Here is a 16,483-nt window from a genome sequence, read left to right as displayed (position 1 = left end):
CCATGCACAAGCGAGCGAGCTAGGCCGTCTCTTCCACCTGGGAGGGGCGGCCTCCTCTTTGCAAAGCAAAATCGTTCGATATTACTTTTCAGCGAATAATTTGGCTACAATCTATTTAGTCAAGCAGGTTGAGGGCTCGGATCCTATTGATCAAGTATCCGGCAAGTTTTCCTAATCGTTAGTGGAGGCTGTGCGCCTTAGAAGCATAAATAAGTCGTATAGGTGCTTTGGGTGACTTCGTTATGTCAAATAAGAACAAGGGGCATAAAGCTGATATTTACTATTGATTATCCGCCTTAATTTTATGCGCTTTACTATTGTTTATGCGTCTGCAACTGGTCATACAGAAGACATCGCGGAAAGGCTGAAAGTGCTATTGCCTGGATCGGAATTAAAAGACCTTGATAGAATAGATTTTACAAAAGAGTTGGAAGAGTCTGAGGCACTCATTTGTTGTACTCCAACGTGGAATACGGGTTCTGAAACCAAGAGATCAGGTACAACATGGGACGAGCATATTGATAATATTCCTCATTTATCTCTACAAGGTAAGCCTATTGCGATTGTAGGTTTAGGTGACTCTGCGGCCTTCAGCAAGTATTTTTGTGATGCAATGGAAGAGCTTTATAGATCATTCGAATCTGCAGGAGGTCGGATGATCGGCCATGTATCAGTTGAGCAATATATCTTTGATGATTCCAAAAGCGTTGTTGACGGCATGTTCTGCGGTCTCCCATTAGATGAAGATAATGAATCCGAAAAAACCGATGAGCGACTTCAGTCTTGGTCCAGGCTAATTATGCAGGAGGCGAGTATATAAAAGTCTGAGAGCGCAATAATTGCCATTACGAAGCTTCGTCAGCTTGTTTTGGCTTCCTCATTCTTGGTTGAACTGTTACCAAGCCTTACTTTAAATTTCCCCTCTAAAAAATTAACAGGTAAGCCGCCAAAGATAGCAACAAGGGCTGGAGTTAATGCCATGCTTACAACTAATAGGCCAATTGGCTGTCTTGTTGACTCGCGAATGGCTATAATAAGAACCCCGCTGCACATAAGTGTGTAGAGAGAGAAAATGAATATAATCTTCAATGAACGCTTCATAATCTCTTGGGTTTTGTAGACAAAATACTCTGTGTAAAAGAAGGATGACTAGGTGTCTTTAGGCTCATCACATCAGTAGTCAAATAACGCTGATCTGACTCCCCGCATCGTCAGAGAGGGAGTCAGTGGTGCTATCAGCGCCCAATGGTCATCACTCCATTGGATGGAGGTTCCGAGGCTCCGCAACAAGCATGGCGTTGTGGATGGATGCTGTTACGTCGTGATGAGGCAATGGCAGTAGCCAAATGATCGTTGCCTATGTTTCGATGTGGTGGAGTCAATAATCAGACAACGCTGAACTGGCTTCCCACTAAAGAAGAGAAGCCAGTTACTCTCCAGCGCCCCAATGACTGTGGATAGGCCATTGGATGGAAAGCCCTAACGGCAGAACTTCCATAAACATCCTGACCTTTGCTGTAGGTTGACTACTAATCCGATGATGTAGAGGCAGTTATCAAATGAGTCTTATCAATTTTGCCAAAGATGCCTGTTAATGCGTACTTTCGCTTTGGCTCTGAGGATTAGTCCCGTAGATGATGTGACATAACACCAGTACTAGGCCAACGATTGGCAGCACGAAAGGAATCATGGTTTAGGATCTGGCTTGGAATACATGATGAACAGCGCACGAGCAGATCGCACATGCAAATATCACTTTTTGATGTTCAGGCGCCAGTAACGCTTAACTGACTCCCCCCGTTTAGAAGAGGAGTCAGTCCCTGAACAGCGCCCAATGGTCAGCACTCCATTGGATGGAAGTGCTGTAATAGAACTTCCAAAAGAATTGTCTCTCTAGCTATGAGCTAAGTGCAGTACAGATGAGGTAATAGCTTCATCCAATGTACGCCAGATATGTTGTGGAATGTCTGGCACTAATGCCCTAGAAAAAGTAAGGCATCATTATTCGCTTTTACCTGTGGTCATCGAGCCTTAGAATTATTACTAGTTCTAAGGCATCAGTTAATGTTTAGGTGCGATTAAATCAGACCTAGTATCGAGAAAAGACCTCTGCTTAGAACTATTAATAATGCAATTGATGTGCAAGTTATCAGGTTTAGTGATACCAGCTGAAAAATGATTGGACTTTGCATTTGTTCAGGAGTTCCCTCGTTTTTTTGTTTTCCAAGGGGTTTGTCCCAATAGGCAAAGACCAGCCCTTTCTTGCCCTCAAGTGTGTTGCGTGTGTTGAGCGCGCCGTATCCAAACTCACTAATTATTTCTGTTTGTCGCCGTATTTTTTTGCTCTCATTGACAAAGATTGATTGAATCCAATCGCTGTGTGTTTTGATTCCAGCGGCAATCCAGAAGATCGCGGTAACCCCAACAAGAACATTGAGAATGTCCATTAGTTCAAAATCATATCTTCGTTGGCTTCGGTTTTTTTATGAAATAATTTGATAGCAATTCATGTCTGCGATGCTGCTTTTGCTGGGTGAATATCGATCACATTTGGTCGTTAAAACTCCGCTTAAATGCTTGTCTTTTTGCACTCTGATGGTATATTTTTATGCTTTTTCTGGTAGCCTGAATTTCTGCTCATATTATACAGAGAAGACTTGGCTTGATTAGACATATCATCTACTTGTTTTCCTGTTCAGCTTTGTTGAGCTCCCCTACTTTTCTGGCTTAGTTGTTTGATTTGGTGGCATCGCTTTTGACTTGTCTTTAGGCTGCTTTTTGCTAGATATTGAACCCTTCTCCTTGGCTGGCTTTGGCTGTTCTCCCGCAGAAGCTTTTTCTTTGTTAGTGCTTGTCGTATTAATATTTTTCTCTATTTTCTGGCTTTTTGCTTCAGGGTCTTTCTGGTCAGGTGCGGGTGTTTCTTTTGTGACCGTTGTCTTTTTTTTGGGTTTAAGTTTGCTTGTATCTAAGGAGCCCTCGCCTAAAGACTTATATCCTAAATAGATTATACCACCCACAACTGGGATTGAAGTAATTCCACCTATCGCAATTTCGAATTCGCTCAACGCCATGGTTCATTTCCCGTGATGATCAACCCCATCATTGAGGAGCGTTGCCACATCGAACTTTTAAAAATTACCTAATGTGGTATCAAATGGTTTTAATAATATGCCTTTTGTGATCGCTGTATGTCTCGATTATCTTCGTTAGAGGTATTCATTGTTTTTACCAGTAATTTTTTGATGTCTTTAATAATGAATTGTCACCTCAGATTAATTGGCCTCCCTTTTTGCCAGGGCTCGCTTGCCATTCAAGCCATCCAGTCAAAACTCTCGAGTTGATTCAATATCAGCTTCGCTTCAGCCTTGTTTAGATCTAGCGCCTGATTTGTCTTCAGAAATAATTGAAAGGTGTTATCGGCAGATATATTTTCATGCAATGAGTTGCGATCGTGACCGTTTTTTAGAATCACAGCTCAGGTCAGGTTCCATCACTGTAAGAGATTTTATAAGAGGACTACTACTCTCCGATCGTTTTTATAGGGGCTATGTCGAATGCAATGGGAACGATCGAGTAGTTGAGCAGGTCATAGGCCGTGTCCTTGGTCGTCCTGTTTACGGACAAGATGAAGTGAAATCTTGGTCCATTGTTATTGCCGATCAGGGATTTGCAGCTTTTGTTGATGGCATCCTGGAATCTCCTGAGTATTTTGAGAGATTTGGAATTGATGGAATCCCCGCTCAAGTAAATCGTATTTTGCCAGGACGCTCTCAAGGAGAGATGCCTATCTACCAGCGACTTCCTCGCTATGGAGAAAGTTGGCGTGATCGACTGATTCGTGATGGATTAATGATCTCTGTAGATGCCTTCAATAAAATCAGTCGGCCAATGACGGTATCCCGTCTCATCTATGAAAAGCCTGAGGGTCGTCTTTTTAAACTCTGGTTTGTTTTCTTGTTTGTTTTAGGCGTCGGAAGTGTTTCCTTGGTTCTTTTAGTCTTCCGCCAGATGTTTACGATTTGAGTGTGTTATTGATTTAAACAGAATTATGTACATTTCGGAAAAATCAGTTGAAGCAGCTTTCTCGGCTAAATCAGTTAATTGTAATGGTCTACGCACTGGGCTAGAGCCATCTTTGGGTGGAGCATTGCGTGAAAAAGCAGTTTGGGTTGATGAGTCTGATTGCATTGGTTGTCGTTACTGTGCACATGTGGCCTCTAATACTTTTGTTATGGTCCCAGAAACAGGTCGTTGCCGTGCTGTGCGACAAGATGGCGATTCAATAGATCGAATCCAGGAGGCGATTGATACCTGTCCTGTTGATTGTATTCATTGGGTAGACTTTGAGTATCGTGATGACGGCGTAGAGATTTGAGCTATGTGAACACTTTAACTCTTCCTTGATTGAAGATACAAGTTGCTATGAATATGTTTGAGGGATGCGTCGATTGATTTTTGATCTATAAAGGGGGGGAATACTTTGTAAACGCCATGCAAACCACAAACCTCCCATGCGCATGTGAACCCTGTGGCTGCAGAGTTGATCCAGAAGCAGCCATCAAGAAAGAAGGCAAGATTTACTTCTCTCAGTCATGTGCTGATGGTCAGGCCGGTGATGACCAATGTTGCTCTAGTTGTAATTGCTGCTAATTATTCGCAGCAGTCACACCCCTGCAAATCATCCACTTTGCATTTGTTTAAGGGTACCACCGATACACAGCTAACTACATTTGAATCCCTAAGTACTCTTACTTGAATCCCGCCGTTCGATTCCTCTACTAATTCCAGAGCTAGGCCAACTAGCTCTTCATTATCTGTATTCTTGTAATTCAATATGACAAGACGTTGAAGTGCTTTTGAATTCAACACCATTAAAAATTCCTGGGAAGTTGATTAACGCTGAACTGACTCCCCCGTCGATGCTCATGGCGGAGAAGTCAGCGGAACTCAGCGCCCAATGGCTGTAGTTAAACCATTGACTGGAGGTTGTGGATGCTCCAACATTATTTTTGCTCTGCCTATGGATTAAGTGCTGACAATATGAAGCGTTTGCGGCGACTTAATGAGTCTCATGAATGTAGTGCACTCGTTGCCTGCAACTGTTAATACAACGCTGATCTGACTCCTCCCCTTCATAAGAGGAGCCAGGCCGTTGCTTGCTGTGTCGGCGAGGGATTGTAACGCTGACACTCAGCGCCCAATGGTTATTGGAGAAACCATTGGATGGAAGGCCCATGCGACTGAAACTTCCGAACAAAGTATGGAATGTATGTCGGATGTTCGTGCTTCAGATGTTGCCATGAGTAGTTTCAAATGAGCAGCGGCATTGTTGTGATGTCTTTTAAGGACTAGTCGGCACCTCCAGTAGAAAACAGGTGTCAGCTTTCGGATCATTGTCCAATAGCCATGGTTGGCCAGAGGGAGCCAAGTGCTGTGTTCCCACCGACGCAAATCGCTGCCACAAGCATCCCGAAGTAAAGGAGCTTGAAGTACCCAAGACGTGTCTCGGGTACCCAAACATCAATTTCCTCTTTGGGCATCAGCCCATCCCGATCTGAGAAAGGATCCCTTGACCGGTGAGTAGCTCAGTGCCAAGACCAATGATGAAACCCATCATTGCCAGGCGGCCGTTCCAGGTTTCAGCGAAAGATGAGAAGCCGAACTTGCTGTCCATAGCGTCGTTAAAAAACGTAACAATCCTATTGGTCCTCTTCTGCTTCTGTTGTGCCAAATGAATCAATCAGCTCCGCAAGCTTTACCTCTGAGCCTTATGCGGTTTTGACAACTCTTGGGAGCCTCCCGAGAGAACTCGGAGTCAGGTCAGTTCACGGCCTGCGCCAGCCACTGTCTTGGGGGTTTGGAGTACAGCTTGGAGCATGTGCCTGATCAGCTGCTCCGCGAAATTCTTTGGCGATCTGACTTTGTGGGGGCGAAACCATCTCCTTGATCAGGAGGAACTCACCTAAGGTCGGGTCATTGCACGGACCTCGACCGGCGCTGCAGATTGTGGCGTCGGTCAATCTTTTTGCTCCGACGCAGTGAGTTCGAGGAGAAGCTTGCGGCCCTCGGCGGCCACTAATCCGCGGTGGCTCAAGGCTTCGATCACAAGATCAGCTCGCCAGATGTATGAGCTGTTGGTGGAGGGGTCGTGGCGATAGTGCTCGCCGAGATTCAGGCCGCCGCCGCGGACATCCATGTTCCGCTTGAGGGTTCTTTCGCTGCATCCAGCAGCGTCCGCTATTGGGCGGGTCTTCAGCCAGGGCATTCCAAGGACACAAAAAGGGTTTGGTGCAGAGCCCCCCTGTGACCACTTCGTCGGGGCTTTATCTGCTGTTCCACCCCTGGGACCCTTTCTGAGGAGCCAACAAGCTCATGCTGTGCACTGCATGTCACCGTCACCGGTGAATGACGATCCGCGCTCCCGTGTGGGTATGGGTGCGGCCCCGAAGGAAATGATCGTGCCCATCGGTCAGGCCGGGGCCTGACCGTTCCGGTTCGCGACTAATGACCCGAGGGTCGGTGGCAGGAACTGGTTGCAACCTGTCTACTACGTGTCATCTCAGGACGCAACACTTTTGAGGTTCTGGTTGTATTCCTCGACGGCTTTTTCCAGCTCGTCCTCGCTCACCCAGGAGCTGTAATAATCCAGATGAACGCGGATTGTGTGTCCTAGCAACGCGCTCGCCTGGGAATAATGTAATTGCTTTTCGGAGTTCTTATGGGCGCGCCATGCCCATCCGTGCCGTAAACCGTATGGCTTTAATCCTGGCGTTTTTTTAACAAGAATCTTCCAATATCTGTATCGAGTCAGTAGCTGGCTGAAGGCTGCGCCGACTTCCTTGAAGGTGTTCTTCTCTTCGACTTTGGCGATCTCGTTTCTGATCGCCAGAGGGAGCTTCCTCGCTCCCCTGCCGTTGTTCCAGAGCATTGCCAGCTCCTTCCCCAAACCCTCTCTGCCATTGAGGTCTAGGGGTTTGACGAGGCGCTCAGGCTTCTCCGTTCCTTGCTCGATGGCTTTGGCGTCGCGTTTGACTTGGCCGCCGACGTACAGCTTCCCGTCATCCTCGAGCCGCATCACAGCAAGCTCGGATGGCCTGAGCCCATAAAGTCCAATTAAGCCCACGGCCAGCCTCAGTTCAAGCTTTCCGTCTGCTTCGAGATTGTCTAACAATGCCTCGAAATTTTCCGGCAGGACAGGAATGGTTTTTGCCTTTGTGATTGTTTCAGTAACTGCTGAGCCAATCAGGCCGCTCATCTTCTTCGGTGGAAGCGGCAGCCATCGTTCGGGTGCTCCCATTTCTTCGACGCCATGCCGCAGTATCCGGGCCACGTCCCGGAGGTTCCGGCGGCGGCCATCTTTGCCGGGCGGCAGTCTTAATTTTCCGGCCTTTCGGTGATCCGGGGGATAAACCTCGTCGAAGTACAGCCGAGCGAAGGCCCGCATCAGCGATGGGCCGTCGTCCGGTGTTGGCCTGGACTTCAGGGTGAGCTTGAACCGGCGGACTCTGATCCGAAGGTCATCGAGGGTTCCTTCACGACGGCTCTCCATCGACTTGAGGAAATCGTCGGCCGCGGCGACCCAGTCGAACTTCCTGAGCGCCGGAGCCTTGCCGCTTTCCTTGCCCAGGGCCTTCAAACGCTTCTCGTTGGCCTCCGGGAGGCTGTGGCCAGCCTTCACGAAGGATCTGACCTCCACAATCGCGTTGAGGATGTCGTTGACCTTGTCGGGCTGCCACGGGATCTCTGTAAGGACAGAGGGCTTTTTGCCGTCTTCCAGCTTCATCGTGATTTGGGTGCGCCCCTTCAGCTGCCGGACTGTCCAGTTTTTGCCGTTCGCGGCCTTATTGGTCGCCCGCATTGCTGCTTCCCAGGGCTGTGCGCTGCGGCTCATTGCGGTGGCGTGCTCCAAATCCGTGGGCGTGCTCCAAAGTGTGCTCCAACTGGTCGTGACACGCAACGACAGGACAGAGCACGGCTCAAGCTCTCTGGCTTGGAAACCAGTCGTGCTCAACGGTCTGGCTAGTGATTTGAAGGTTTTATCGATTTCGGCTTTCAGTTTGACAGTCTCCCTTGCAAGGAGATTGTCACTAGTTCGATCCCACTATCGCCCATTTCAAAACGAAGTGCAGCACTGCGTTTCCTGAGGTTTTGCTTCAGCTCGCCAGCGCTCGCTCTCCAGGAACATCGCTTGTTGGCTGGGCGCTGAATTCACCGCGCAGGACGCCTTCTGCCCTTCGCATCATTTTCAGGCAGGTCTTCCTGTCAGCAGCGGCGTAGGCAGCATCCATGCATTGCACGTACTGCTCTTCAGGAGTCACAAGCCGTTTGCCGTTGGGCGGAGTATCGGTCCGATTCGAATGGCTTGCCGTAGCTGCAATTACTCATCCGCTCGGTGCGTCGGACGGTTGGGTGTGCAAAGGTGGGGCGACGCCAAAGAGCCTGATTGAAGGCCCACTGCGCGAGAACCGATAACTCGATTCCATGAACAGAAGATCCAGCACTCCCCCGAGGGAGTGGCGAAAGGCTGGCAGCAATGCCAGCAGAATTGACCTCAGCGGCTATGCCTCATCTCAGCATCGCCGTTTCCTGAAGGCGGAAGCCGAGCAGGCCCCAGGGGAGCCCAGGCATCGCTGACGAGGTTCGTCCCTTCAGCGGAATGAAGACGCCTCAGCTGTTGCTGCCATCATCCATGACACGTCTGATCAGGCTTTGCGTGAGCCAAAGCAGACCAATGAAACCGGCCGTGACGATCAACAGAGTCAAGATTCAGGTTGTGGTGCGGACGTAGAGACGTGGCTCGATTTGCCACCACATCATCATTGGAAGGTAGGCCTCAAAGGCACTTTGTGATGCAGTTGGTCTTGGCGCTTGTGGTTCCCGTGGTTCTGCTAATGGGGTTCACTGCGCTTTTGGCAACTGGCAGGTTGTCGATCTCTCGCAACGCTGCGTGGTTGTTGGAACGCCAAGGCAGCATCTGGATGGCTGGAATCGTGGCACTTGCTGCTGCTGCGGCTGTGGTTGCTCTGCAGCGTTAAGCCGTCTCGCCGAAGCGCTTTTAAAAGCTTGACCCATCCCCAGCGAGGGAGCGGGATGGGTGGCTTGTCATTTGGAACTCTTGATCAGCGGCTGTTGGAGCGCTTGCGCACAACCCTGGGAGTCTCCCGCTCGGTCTTGGCATCGGTTTCAGACACCGTCTTGTCTTCGCCGGCCGCTTCTCCCTGCCCGGGCTCATCGTCGGGTTCCTGCGCCTCAATCACTCCAAGCACCATGGCGGCTTCCAGCTGATCGCTCATGTCACCGATGGTGAGCAGGGCTTTTAAGACCAGCTGGGCGCGAGGCGCTTTGGGCAGGCCGGGACGAAGCTTTTTGGTGGTGTTCCACAGCTCCAGGGCCACTTCCTTCAGCAGTTCCTTGTCAGCAGCCATTCGATTCGAACGTGAATCGCACCATTCTCGTCATCGAGGGGGTGGTCCCCCTTCCGAATCAGAAGCAGAAGGGCAGGAATTGGGTGCGGCAGGCGGCATAGCCATCAACCAGGGGACCCAGCCCGATCTGGTGAACGATGCCGGCACCGGTGAGCCCCTCGGTGATGATTCCGATCACGATGCCGACCATGGCGGCACGGCCGTTGAAGCGTTCGGCCTTTTTGAGCTGCTCCATGTGGATGTCGCGGGCAGCGACGCCTTGGAACCAGGAATCGCTGGCTTGCGAGGATTTCATCGAACTCAAGCTGTTGTTACAAAGCTTAATCCGAAAAATCAGTTTTTCAGCAGCAGTCGTTCCCCAGGTGTTGGATCGGTCCAGGAGCTGCTAGCCGGCAGCTGGGCTCCAGTGCTGGCTACGGATCCTTTCATTTGCAGGGCCCGACTCAAGGCGCCGCCAAAGCGCACGTCGCCCCCGGATGTGCTGGCGAGCACCGTGGTGGGTTGGAAGCGTTCCACCAGTTGCGGCACCACGGAGCAGCCTTTAACGAACGCTCCAAGCGCCGGCAGCCCCAGATCCACCATCGGCGTGATCACGGCATCCAGGGGCTGTGGCTCCAGGGTTGGATCGAGAAAACCGTGGGGTTCGAGATAGAGCGATCCGGCCGGATGCTCGAGCAGATAACCGTTTTCCACCATCGGCACCGGTGCACCGGCGCTGGCGCGCACCTGCAGGCCCTGGTGGTTGGTGCTCTCTCCGGGGGAGAGGGCTTTCACGCTGGTGAAGCCAAGGCGTTCCACCACCCGTGCTGCAGCCGCCGATCCAATGACGGGCAGGTCCTTGGGGAGAAGCGCCAGGGTGTCCGGATGGGCGTGGTCTGCAAGCCCCTGGGTGAGCAACAGCAGGTTCAGCTTCTCGGGCACCTTGCGCTCGCACGGCAGTTCCCCTTTGAGCAGCCACTCCCCGGGGGGGAAGCTCAGGCTGCCGCGCAACCAGGGATCCACCAGAACGCGGAGATCATCGAATTCGAGCAACCAGCCATTGGCTCCGTAGTACGTGGCGGCCAGGGTCATGACGGGCTTTGCTGCCGCTCGCGGCAGTCGCTGCAGAGACCAAAGAATTCAAGTGTGTGAAACAGGAGATCGAAGCCTTTGCGACCGTCTTCGGGCACCTCCAGGTCGTGAATCGGGCAGTGGTCGAGCGCCTGGGTCTTGCCGCAATCGACGCAGGTGAGGTGGTGGCGATCCCGCTCCAGCGGCGCATAGAGCGCCTCGCCATTGGGCAGGTGGCGGCAGCGCACCAGGCCCCGTTGCTGCAGCTGGCGCAGATTCCGATACACCGTGGCGAGGCCCATGGCCTGTTCGGGCTCCAGGCTGCGGTGCAGCTGCTGACCGCTCATCTCATCACCACAGGCCTGCAGGTTCGCCAGCAAGACCTTCTGGCGGGCATTGATCTGAGTGGCAGGGCGGCGAGTGGCCATGGTTTCAAAGGGCGACCAACCAGCGGCCACTCAACATCACAGCGTTGGATTCAGCCACTGATCAGCTGCTCGCTCAAGCTCCAGAGCCGCTGCCGTTCGGCGGGTTGGCTCGCTGCGGGCGCCACACGGCAGAGCGCCGGTGCACCCCGCAAGCCACCGAACTGTTCAGGGCCGTAGTGCTCGCCACCCTGTGCCGTCGCCGCGGTGGCGGCATGCAGTTGGGGCAGGGCACCCATGCCGGCGCTTTGGAACAAGGGATCCATCAGCCGGTAGACCAGAGCCTCGAAACGGTTGCCGACGCTGGCGATTGCGGTGGGTTGCAGGTCTGTGCGCGCGATGCCGGGATGGGCAGCCAGGGAGCGGATGGGGCTGCCCTGCTCGTGCAGGCGTGCATCCAGCTCAAGGGCAAACATCACGTTGGCGAGTTTGCTTTGGCCATAGGCGCCATAGCGGTCGTAGCTCTTGCTCCAGCTGGGATCGTCCCAGCGGATCTTGCCGAAGTACTGCGCTCCGGAGGTCACCGTCACCACGCGGGGATCGGGCCGGTTCTGCAGCAGCGGCAGCAGGGCCTGGGTCAGGGCCATGTGCCCCAGGTGATTCACCCCGAACTGCAATTCATGGCCCTGGGCGGTGGTGCGGCGCGGCGGTGCCATCACGCCAGCGTTGTTGATCAGTAGATCAAGGCAGCCGTAGCGCTCCCCGACGGTGGCCACCGCCTGTTGCACGCTGGTCAGGTCCGCCAGATCCAGGTCCACCAGATCCACCGCTCCCCCATCGCGCTCCTGCAGCAACTCCTGCTTGGCCCTCTCGGCTTTGCGGGGGCTGCGGCACGCCAACACCACGGTGGCCCCGCAGCGTTTCAAGGCGCGCGCTGTTTCCAGGCCCAGGCCGCTGTTGGCTCCAGTGATCAGGGCGATACGGCCCTGCTGGTTCGGGATGTCAGCCGCGGACCAACCCATCGCGTCATCTGAGCCTGGGCTCAGTCCTCAGGGAAGAGCAGCTCGGCCAGTTCGTCGGCGTCCACGTCGTAGACGCGGGCCAGGCTCGTTTCGATGGCGTTGGTCACCTCACCCGGCAGGAAGCGCATTGAGTTGAGGGCGTCCTCGGCGATGTCGTCGGTGAGCAGCTTGTCGTCGCTGTCCAGCTTTTCGTCATTGATCACCGCCATCACCCAGCTCTGGTAGGCGTAGACCAGATCGGAGAACTCGAGTTCGGGATCGTTCAGGTCCAGGGCCATGGTGCGAATAGCCAGTCGCCCCAGTCTGACCTTTCGCAGGAGAGGATGAACAGCATGGATTCCGCTGATGCCACTGGCCTGCAGGCCACGCTGTTTGATTTTTCAATCGCTGAGCTGGTGCGGCAGCACCGGGAGAGCTTCCAACCCCTGTGGACGGCGGAAAGTTGGGTGAAGCTGCTGATCTGGTTGTCGCTGAATTGCGGCAGCTCCGGAGATGAAGCCGGCATGGCCCGTTTCGTTGAGGCGCTTGGGCCAAGCCTCACCACCCGGATGCGGCGGGTGTTCTTTGAGCGGGAGCTGGAGGCCCTCGATCTGCAGGTGATGGCCGATCCGGCGGAGCAGCAGGTGCTGGTGTTGCCGATGGGCCCGGGTGTTCCCCTCGATCTGGAGCGCGCTGCCACAGTGATTGAACAGGTGCAGTTGCAGGACCATGTGGTGGCTGACCGGTCGCGTTGGCAGCAGCTCGATGCTGTGGTGGCGATTCCTCGCGTGGAGGCCACGGCATGAACCTGATCGGGCGTTACAGCAATCCCGGTTACGCCTCGGTGGCCGATGCGGTGCGTGAGTTCTTCGAGCGCCGGGTCGACTTACAGCGGCCTGGTGTGGCCTTCGGGCCCGAGGGTGAGGGGGAACCGGCGAAACAGAGCACCGACATCAGCCTGGTGGCGATTGATCGCTCGGAACCTGAATCCTTTGCCCTCTCGCAACTGATCCTGCGGGGGGTAACGGCCGGCCTGGAGCGCTATCTGCAGGAGCGGCCGCTGTTCCGTCAGTGCTGCCCGCAGCAGAGCCTGTTTGTGAATCCGATCTTCAACCTCCAGCACTACGCCCCGGGGGAAGGGTTCAAGCGTTGGCACTGCGATTGGACCATCAGCGATGAGGCCACCGAACCGGTGCACCGGGTGCTGGCCTGGATTCTCTATTGCAACGACGTGGATGAGGCTGGCACCGAGTTCCATTGGCAGGACCACCACGAACCGGCGGAGCGGGGCAAGTTGGTGATCTTTCCGGCTGGTCCGTCCCACATTCACCGTGGCCGGGTGAACGAGAGCGCCAGCAAGTTGATCGCCACCGGTTGGATCAACGCCGGACGCCAGGAGGACTACCTACGGCGTCTGGCTAGCTGAGTTGTTGGCAGGATCGCTGTCTGCTTCGGCCTGGAGCTGATTGCTGGGGCTGCCGAGCCGGTGGGTTTCCTCCTTGGAGGGGGGCCATTCCATTGGATACACCTGCCGCTGCGGGGCTGATCTGCGATTTCATCAACGGAGTTTTTCTGGCTGGACAGGGTCAGTTGCGGGCGGATGTGGGGATCCACGCCCTTGATGTGATCGATGGCTTCTTCGGTCACTTCCCGCAGCCGTTCGTAGTCCTTGCTGGAGATGGTTTCTGCGTTGTTGATCGTGCGCGCCACCTTCACCACCACCGGTGGTCTACAGGAGCTGCAGCCTGCGCTGGTCACGGCGAGTGCGATGCCCAAGGCCAGATGCTGGATCCCGATCGCGGCCATGCCATCGCTTCGATAGGCCGATGCTCGGGACGTTGGCCATTGCGGGCAGGGCTTTGCGAGCATGGCCTGCTGAACCGCTGAGCTTTCCGTGCCCGAACTGGCCAAGACCTACGACCCGGTTGGTACGGAGGCCCGCTGGCAGCAGGCCTGGGAGGACCAGGGAGCGTTCCATCCCGACCCGAAGGCCCCCGGTGAACCGTTCTCGGTGGTGATCCCGCCGCCGAACGTCACCGGCAGCCTGCACATGGGCCATGCCTTCAACACGGCCCTGATCGACACGATCGTGCGCTATCACCGCCTGGCGGGAAAGAACGTTCTTTGCTTGCCCGGCACCGATCACGCCTCGATCGCGGTGCAAACGATCCTCGAGAAGCAGCTCAAAGAGGAGGGCAAGACCCGCCACGACCTCGGCCGTGAGGCGTTTCTGGAGCGGGCCTGGCAGTGGAAGGCCGAAAGCGGTGGCCGCATCGTGGGCCAGCTGCGGCGGTTGGGGTATTCCGTGGATTGGAAGCGCCAGCGCTTCACCCTTGATGAAGGCCTGAGTGAGGCGGTGAAGGAGGCCTTCGTGCGGCTGCACGAGCAGGGGCTGATTTACCGCGGTGAATACCTGGTGAACTGGTGCCCCGCCTCCGGTTCGGCGGTGAGTGATCTGGAGGTGGAGATGAAGGAGGTGGACGGCCACCTCTGGCATTTCCGCTATCCGCTTAGCAGCGGCGACGGCCACCTTGAGGTGGCCACCACCCGGCCCGAAACGATGCTGGGCGACACGGCGGTGGCGGTGAACCCCACCGACGAGCGCTACGCCCATCTGGTGGGCCAGACCCTCACCCTGCCGTTCGTGGGGCGGGAGATTCCGATCGTGGCCGACGACCACGTGGAGAAGGAGTTCGGCACCGGCTGCGTCAAGGTGACGCCGGCCCACGACCCCAACGATTTCGCCATCGGCCAGCGCCACGGTCTGCCCCAGATCACGGTGATGCGCAAGAACGGCACCATGAACAAAGAGGCCGGTCAGTTCGAGGGGCTGGATCGCTTCGAGGCCCGCAAGGCTGTGGTGGCCGGTTTGGAGGAGCTGGGGCTGCTGGTGAAGGTGGAGGACTACCGCCACAGCGTTCCCTATTCCGATCGCGGCAAGGTGCCGGTGGAGCCGCTGCTCTCCACCCAGTGGTTTGTCAAAACCGAGCCCCTGGCGGCTCGCTGTCGTGAGGCCCTCGAGAAGCAGGACCCCCGCTTCATCCCCGAGCGCTGGGAGAAGGTGTATCGCGACTGGCTCACCGACATCCGCGACTGGTGCATCAGCCGCCAGCTCTGGTGGGGCCATCGCATCCCCGCCTGGTTTGTGATCAGCGAGACCGGCGGCAAGTACACCGACACCACGCCCTACGTGGTGGCCCGCAACGAAGCCGAAGCCCTGGAGAAGGCTAAGGCGGAGTACGGCGCGGCGGCGGAGATCGAGCAGGACGAAGACGTGCTCGACACCTGGTTCTCCAGTGGCCTCTGGCCCTTCTCCACCCTGGGTTGGCCCGATGCAGACAGCGCCGACCTGCAGCGCTGGTACCCCACCAGCACCCTGGTGACGGGCTTCGACATCATCTTTTTCTGGGTGGCCCGGATGACGATGATGGCCGGCGCCTTCACCGGTGAGATGCCCTTCCAGGACGTCTACATCCATGGCCTGGTGCGGGATGAGCAGAACCGCAAGATGAGCAAGAGCGCCGGCAACGGCATCGATCCGCTGCTGCTGATCGACCGTTACGGCACCGATGCCCTGCGTTTCGCACTGGTGCGGGAGGTGGCCGGAGCGGGGCAGGACATCCGCCTGGACTATGACCGCAAGAAGGACACCTCCGCCACGGTGGAGGCCTCGCGCAACTTCGCCAACAAGCTCTGGAACGCCACCCGCTTCGCCTTGATGAACCTGGGCGGCGAAACACCGGCCCAACTCGGTGAACCCGACCCCGCGGCCCTGCAGCTGGCCGATCGCTGGATTCTCTCCCGCCTGGCCCGGGTGAACCGGGAGACGGCCGAGCGCTACAGCAGTTATGGCCTGGGTGAAGCCGCCAAGGGGCTTTACGAGTTCGCCTGGAACGATGTTTGCGACTGGTATCTGGAGCTGAGCAAGCGCCGGCTCAACCCCGGTGAGAACCCCTCGGCTGAGGCCCTCGCCGATCAGCGGGTGGCCAAGCAGGTGCTGGCCAAGGTGATCAGCCAGATGCACCTGATGCTGCATCCGCTGATGCCCCACCTCACCGAGGAGCTCTGGCACAGCGTCACCGGCGAGCCGGAGACCACCTTCCTGGCCCTGCAGCCTTGGCCGGAGCTGGATGAAGGTGCTTTGGATGATGCGTTGGAAGCCTCGTTCGCTGAGCTGATCGGTGCCATCCGTGTGGTGCGCAACCTGCGGGCGGTGGCGGGCCTCAAGCCCTCGCAATCGGTGCCGGTGCGCTTCGTCACCGGCCGCGGCGAGCTGGCGGCTGTGCTCACTCAGGGCACGGCCGACATCACAGCGTTGACACGGGCGGAGTCGGTGGCGGTGATGGCGCCGGCAGAAGCCGATGCGGCTCCGGTGGCCAAGGCCCTGGCAGGGGTGAGCGGTGAGCTGCAGGTGCTGCTGCCGATCGAAGGCCTCGTCGATCTCGATGCGCTCAAAGGGCGCCTGGAGAAAGACATCGCCAAGGCGGAGAAGGAGATCAAGGGCCTGGCGGGCCGGCTGGGCAACCCCAACTTCGCCGATAAGGCCCCGCCGGAGGTGGTGGCGGAATGCCAGGCCAACCTCGATGAGAAGCAGGCCCAGGCCGATCTGGCCCGCAAGCGCCTGGCGGATCTGAGCTGA

Annotated in this window: 20 protein-coding genes; 8 read left to right on the top strand and 12 right to left on the bottom strand. The window is 55.7% G+C overall.

Annotated elements, in window-relative coordinates:
* The first annotated feature begins 304 nt into the window (after window positions 1–304).
* A complete protein-coding gene (fldA, locus tag DXY02_RS01880) occupies window positions 305–820 on the top strand; it encodes a flavodoxin FldA (protein ID WP_114987753.1) in 516 nt (171 codons plus the stop codon).
* A 1,258-nt stretch (window positions 821–2,078) separates the two neighbouring features.
* Here the strand turns inward: fldA and DXY02_RS01875 are convergent.
* The gene (locus DXY02_RS01875; protein ID WP_114987752.1) at window positions 2,079–2,447 is read right to left on the bottom strand and encodes a hypothetical protein; all 369 of its coding nucleotides are present in this window, start codon (window positions 2,445–2,447) and stop codon (window positions 2,079–2,081) included.
* Between the two features lie 267 nt (window positions 2,448–2,714).
* Window positions 2,715–3,068: a hypothetical protein gene (locus DXY02_RS12060; RefSeq protein ID WP_206749620.1), complete on the bottom strand. Its 354-nt coding sequence runs from the start codon at window positions 3,066–3,068 to the stop codon at window positions 2,715–2,717.
* A gap of 211 nt (window positions 3,069–3,279) precedes the next feature.
* Here DXY02_RS12060 and DXY02_RS01870 point away from each other — a divergent pair, with 211 nt between their 5' ends.
* From DXY02_RS01870 to DXY02_RS01860, 3 genes are all read left to right on the top strand, one after another.
* Window positions 3,280–4,026 (top strand): phycobilisome rod-core linker polypeptide, encoded by a 747-nt coding sequence (locus DXY02_RS01870; RefSeq protein WP_114987751.1) that lies wholly within the window; start codon window positions 3,280–3,282, stop codon window positions 4,024–4,026.
* 25 nt (window positions 4,027–4,051) lie between these two features.
* Window positions 4,052–4,378: a ferredoxin gene (locus tag DXY02_RS01865; RefSeq protein ID WP_114987750.1), complete on the top strand. Its 327-nt coding sequence runs from the start codon at window positions 4,052–4,054 to the stop codon at window positions 4,376–4,378.
* Between the two features lie 116 nt (window positions 4,379–4,494).
* The gene (locus DXY02_RS01860; RefSeq protein ID WP_114987749.1) at window positions 4,495–4,653 is read left to right on the top strand and encodes a metallothionein; all 159 of its coding nucleotides are present in this window, start codon (window positions 4,495–4,497) and stop codon (window positions 4,651–4,653) included.
* 889 nt (window positions 4,654–5,542) lie between these two features.
* Here DXY02_RS01860 and DXY02_RS01855 read toward each other — a convergent pair.
* The 3 genes from DXY02_RS01855 to DXY02_RS01845 form a co-directional block, all read right to left on the bottom strand.
* Window positions 5,543–5,677 (bottom strand): high light inducible protein, encoded by a 135-nt coding sequence (locus DXY02_RS01855; protein ID WP_114987765.1) that lies wholly within the window; start codon window positions 5,675–5,677, stop codon window positions 5,543–5,545.
* A gap of 342 nt (window positions 5,678–6,019) precedes the next feature.
* The gene (locus DXY02_RS01850) at window positions 6,020–6,199 is read right to left on the bottom strand and encodes a hypothetical protein (RefSeq protein WP_114987748.1); all 180 of its coding nucleotides are present in this window, start codon (window positions 6,197–6,199) and stop codon (window positions 6,020–6,022) included.
* 363 nt (window positions 6,200–6,562) lie between these two features.
* A complete protein-coding gene (locus DXY02_RS01845; RefSeq protein WP_206749619.1) occupies window positions 6,563–7,960 on the bottom strand; it encodes a site-specific integrase in 1,398 nt (465 codons plus the stop codon).
* 524 nt (window positions 7,961–8,484) lie between these two features.
* Here DXY02_RS01845 and DXY02_RS12335 point away from each other — a divergent pair.
* The gene (locus DXY02_RS12335; RefSeq protein WP_170951434.1) at window positions 8,485–8,637 is read left to right on the top strand and encodes a hypothetical protein; all 153 of its coding nucleotides are present in this window, start codon (window positions 8,485–8,487) and stop codon (window positions 8,635–8,637) included.
* 485 nt (window positions 8,638–9,122) lie between these two features.
* Here DXY02_RS12335 and DXY02_RS01835 read toward each other — a convergent pair whose 3' ends face one another.
* The 6 genes from DXY02_RS01835 to DXY02_RS01810 are packed head-to-tail and all read right to left on the bottom strand — an operon-like array spanning window position 9,123 to window position 12,143.
* Window positions 9,123–9,428 (bottom strand): TIGR03894 family protein, encoded by a 306-nt coding sequence (locus DXY02_RS01835; RefSeq protein ID WP_114987745.1) that lies wholly within the window; start codon window positions 9,426–9,428, stop codon window positions 9,123–9,125.
* 58 nt (window positions 9,429–9,486) lie between these two features.
* Window positions 9,487–9,723 (bottom strand): high light inducible protein, encoded by a 237-nt coding sequence (locus DXY02_RS01830; protein WP_114987744.1) that lies wholly within the window; start codon window positions 9,721–9,723, stop codon window positions 9,487–9,489.
* Between the two features lie 38 nt (window positions 9,724–9,761).
* A complete protein-coding gene (locus tag DXY02_RS01825) occupies window positions 9,762–10,499 on the bottom strand; it encodes an MBL fold metallo-hydrolase (RefSeq protein WP_114987743.1) in 738 nt (245 codons plus the stop codon).
* Entirely contained in the window at window positions 10,496–10,906 is a 411-nt protein-coding gene (locus DXY02_RS01820) for a transcriptional repressor (RefSeq protein ID WP_114987764.1), read from the bottom strand. Before DXY02_RS01820 ends, DXY02_RS01825 begins: the two co-directional genes overlap by 4 nt.
* A gap of 50 nt (window positions 10,907–10,956) precedes the next feature.
* Window positions 10,957–11,865 (bottom strand): oxidoreductase, encoded by a 909-nt coding sequence (locus tag DXY02_RS01815; RefSeq protein ID WP_114987742.1) that lies wholly within the window; start codon window positions 11,863–11,865, stop codon window positions 10,957–10,959.
* A gap of 20 nt (window positions 11,866–11,885) precedes the next feature.
* On the bottom strand, window positions 11,886–12,143 hold the full coding sequence (locus DXY02_RS01810) for a hypothetical protein (RefSeq protein ID WP_006852028.1): 258 nt from the start codon (window positions 12,141–12,143) through the stop codon (window positions 11,886–11,888).
* Between the two features lie 54 nt (window positions 12,144–12,197).
* On the opposite strand from DXY02_RS01810, the gene DXY02_RS01805 reads away from it, so the two are divergent.
* Window positions 12,198–12,650, top strand: a complete 453-nt coding sequence (locus DXY02_RS01805) for a protein phosphatase (protein WP_114987763.1) — start codon at window positions 12,198–12,200, stop codon at window positions 12,648–12,650.
* Complete coding sequence (locus DXY02_RS01800) at window positions 12,647–13,270, top strand: 2OG-Fe(II) oxygenase (RefSeq protein ID WP_114987741.1); 624 nt, start codon at window positions 12,647–12,649, stop codon at window positions 13,268–13,270. Before DXY02_RS01805 ends, DXY02_RS01800 begins: the two co-directional genes overlap by 4 nt.
* Here the strand turns inward: DXY02_RS01800 and DXY02_RS01790 are convergent.
* A complete protein-coding gene (locus DXY02_RS01790; protein WP_244276102.1) occupies window positions 13,246–13,650 on the bottom strand; it encodes a hypothetical protein in 405 nt (134 codons plus the stop codon). The genes DXY02_RS01800 and DXY02_RS01790 overlap by 25 nt on opposite strands.
* 88 nt (window positions 13,651–13,738) lie before the next feature.
* Between DXY02_RS01790 and DXY02_RS01785 the strand changes: the two genes are divergently transcribed.
* The gene (locus DXY02_RS01785) at window positions 13,739–16,483 is read left to right on the top strand and encodes a valine--tRNA ligase (protein ID WP_114987740.1); all 2,745 of its coding nucleotides are present in this window, start codon (window positions 13,739–13,741) and stop codon (window positions 16,481–16,483) included.

Origin of the sequence: Synechococcus sp. N19 (genome assembly GCF_900474045.1) — a bacterium.
GTDB lineage: Bacteria > Cyanobacteriota > Cyanobacteriia > PCC-6307 > Cyanobiaceae > Parasynechococcus.
The sequence above is the reverse complement of the archived record's forward strand: the minus strand, read 5'-3'. Positions and strand labels throughout refer to the sequence as shown.

What these genes read in the sequence shown, in the direction of transcription:
- DXY02_RS01865 (WP_114987750.1), top strand. Translation starts at nt 4,052, where the DNA reads ATGTACATTTCGGAAAAATCAGTTGAAGCAGCTTTCTCGGCTAAATCA.
- DXY02_RS01815 (WP_114987742.1), bottom strand. Translation starts at nt 11,865, where the DNA reads ATGGGTTGGTCCGCGGCTGACATCCCGAACCAGCAGGGCCGTATCGCC.
- DXY02_RS01850 (WP_114987748.1), bottom strand. Translation starts at nt 6,199, where the DNA reads ATGGATGTCCGCGGCGGCGGCCTGAATCTCGGCGAGCACTATCGCCAC.
- DXY02_RS01875 (WP_114987752.1), bottom strand. Translation starts at nt 2,447, where the DNA reads ATGGACATTCTCAATGTTCTTGTTGGGGTTACCGCGATCTTCTGGATT.
- DXY02_RS12335 (WP_170951434.1), top strand. Translation starts at nt 8,485, where the DNA reads ATGAACAGAAGATCCAGCACTCCCCCGAGGGAGTGGCGAAAGGCTGGC.
- DXY02_RS01855 (WP_114987765.1), bottom strand. Translation starts at nt 5,677, where the DNA reads ATGGACAGCAAGTTCGGCTTCTCATCTTTCGCTGAAACCTGGAACGGC.
- DXY02_RS01830 (WP_114987744.1), bottom strand. Translation starts at nt 9,723, where the DNA reads ATGAAATCCTCGCAAGCCAGCGATTCCTGGTTCCAAGGCGTCGCTGCC.
- DXY02_RS01835 (WP_114987745.1), bottom strand. Translation starts at nt 9,428, where the DNA reads ATGGCTGCTGACAAGGAACTGCTGAAGGAAGTGGCCCTGGAGCTGTGG.
- DXY02_RS01860 (WP_114987749.1), top strand. Translation starts at nt 4,495, where the DNA reads ATGCAAACCACAAACCTCCCATGCGCATGTGAACCCTGTGGCTGCAGA.
- DXY02_RS01805 (WP_114987763.1), top strand. Translation starts at nt 12,198, where the DNA reads ATGGATTCCGCTGATGCCACTGGCCTGCAGGCCACGCTGTTTGATTTT.
- DXY02_RS01825 (WP_114987743.1), bottom strand. Translation starts at nt 10,499, where the DNA reads ATGACCCTGGCCGCCACGTACTACGGAGCCAATGGCTGGTTGCTCGAA.
- DXY02_RS01820 (WP_114987764.1), bottom strand. Translation starts at nt 10,906, where the DNA reads ATGGCCACTCGCCGCCCTGCCACTCAGATCAATGCCCGCCAGAAGGTC.
- DXY02_RS01790 (WP_244276102.1), bottom strand. Translation starts at nt 13,650, where the DNA reads ATGGCCGCGATCGGGATCCAGCATCTGGCCTTGGGCATCGCACTCGCC.
- DXY02_RS01800 (WP_114987741.1), top strand. Translation starts at nt 12,647, where the DNA reads ATGAACCTGATCGGGCGTTACAGCAATCCCGGTTACGCCTCGGTGGCC.
- DXY02_RS01810 (WP_006852028.1), bottom strand. Translation starts at nt 12,143, where the DNA reads ATGGCCCTGGACCTGAACGATCCCGAACTCGAGTTCTCCGATCTGGTC.
- fldA (WP_114987753.1), top strand. Translation starts at nt 305, where the DNA reads ATGCGCTTTACTATTGTTTATGCGTCTGCAACTGGTCATACAGAAGAC.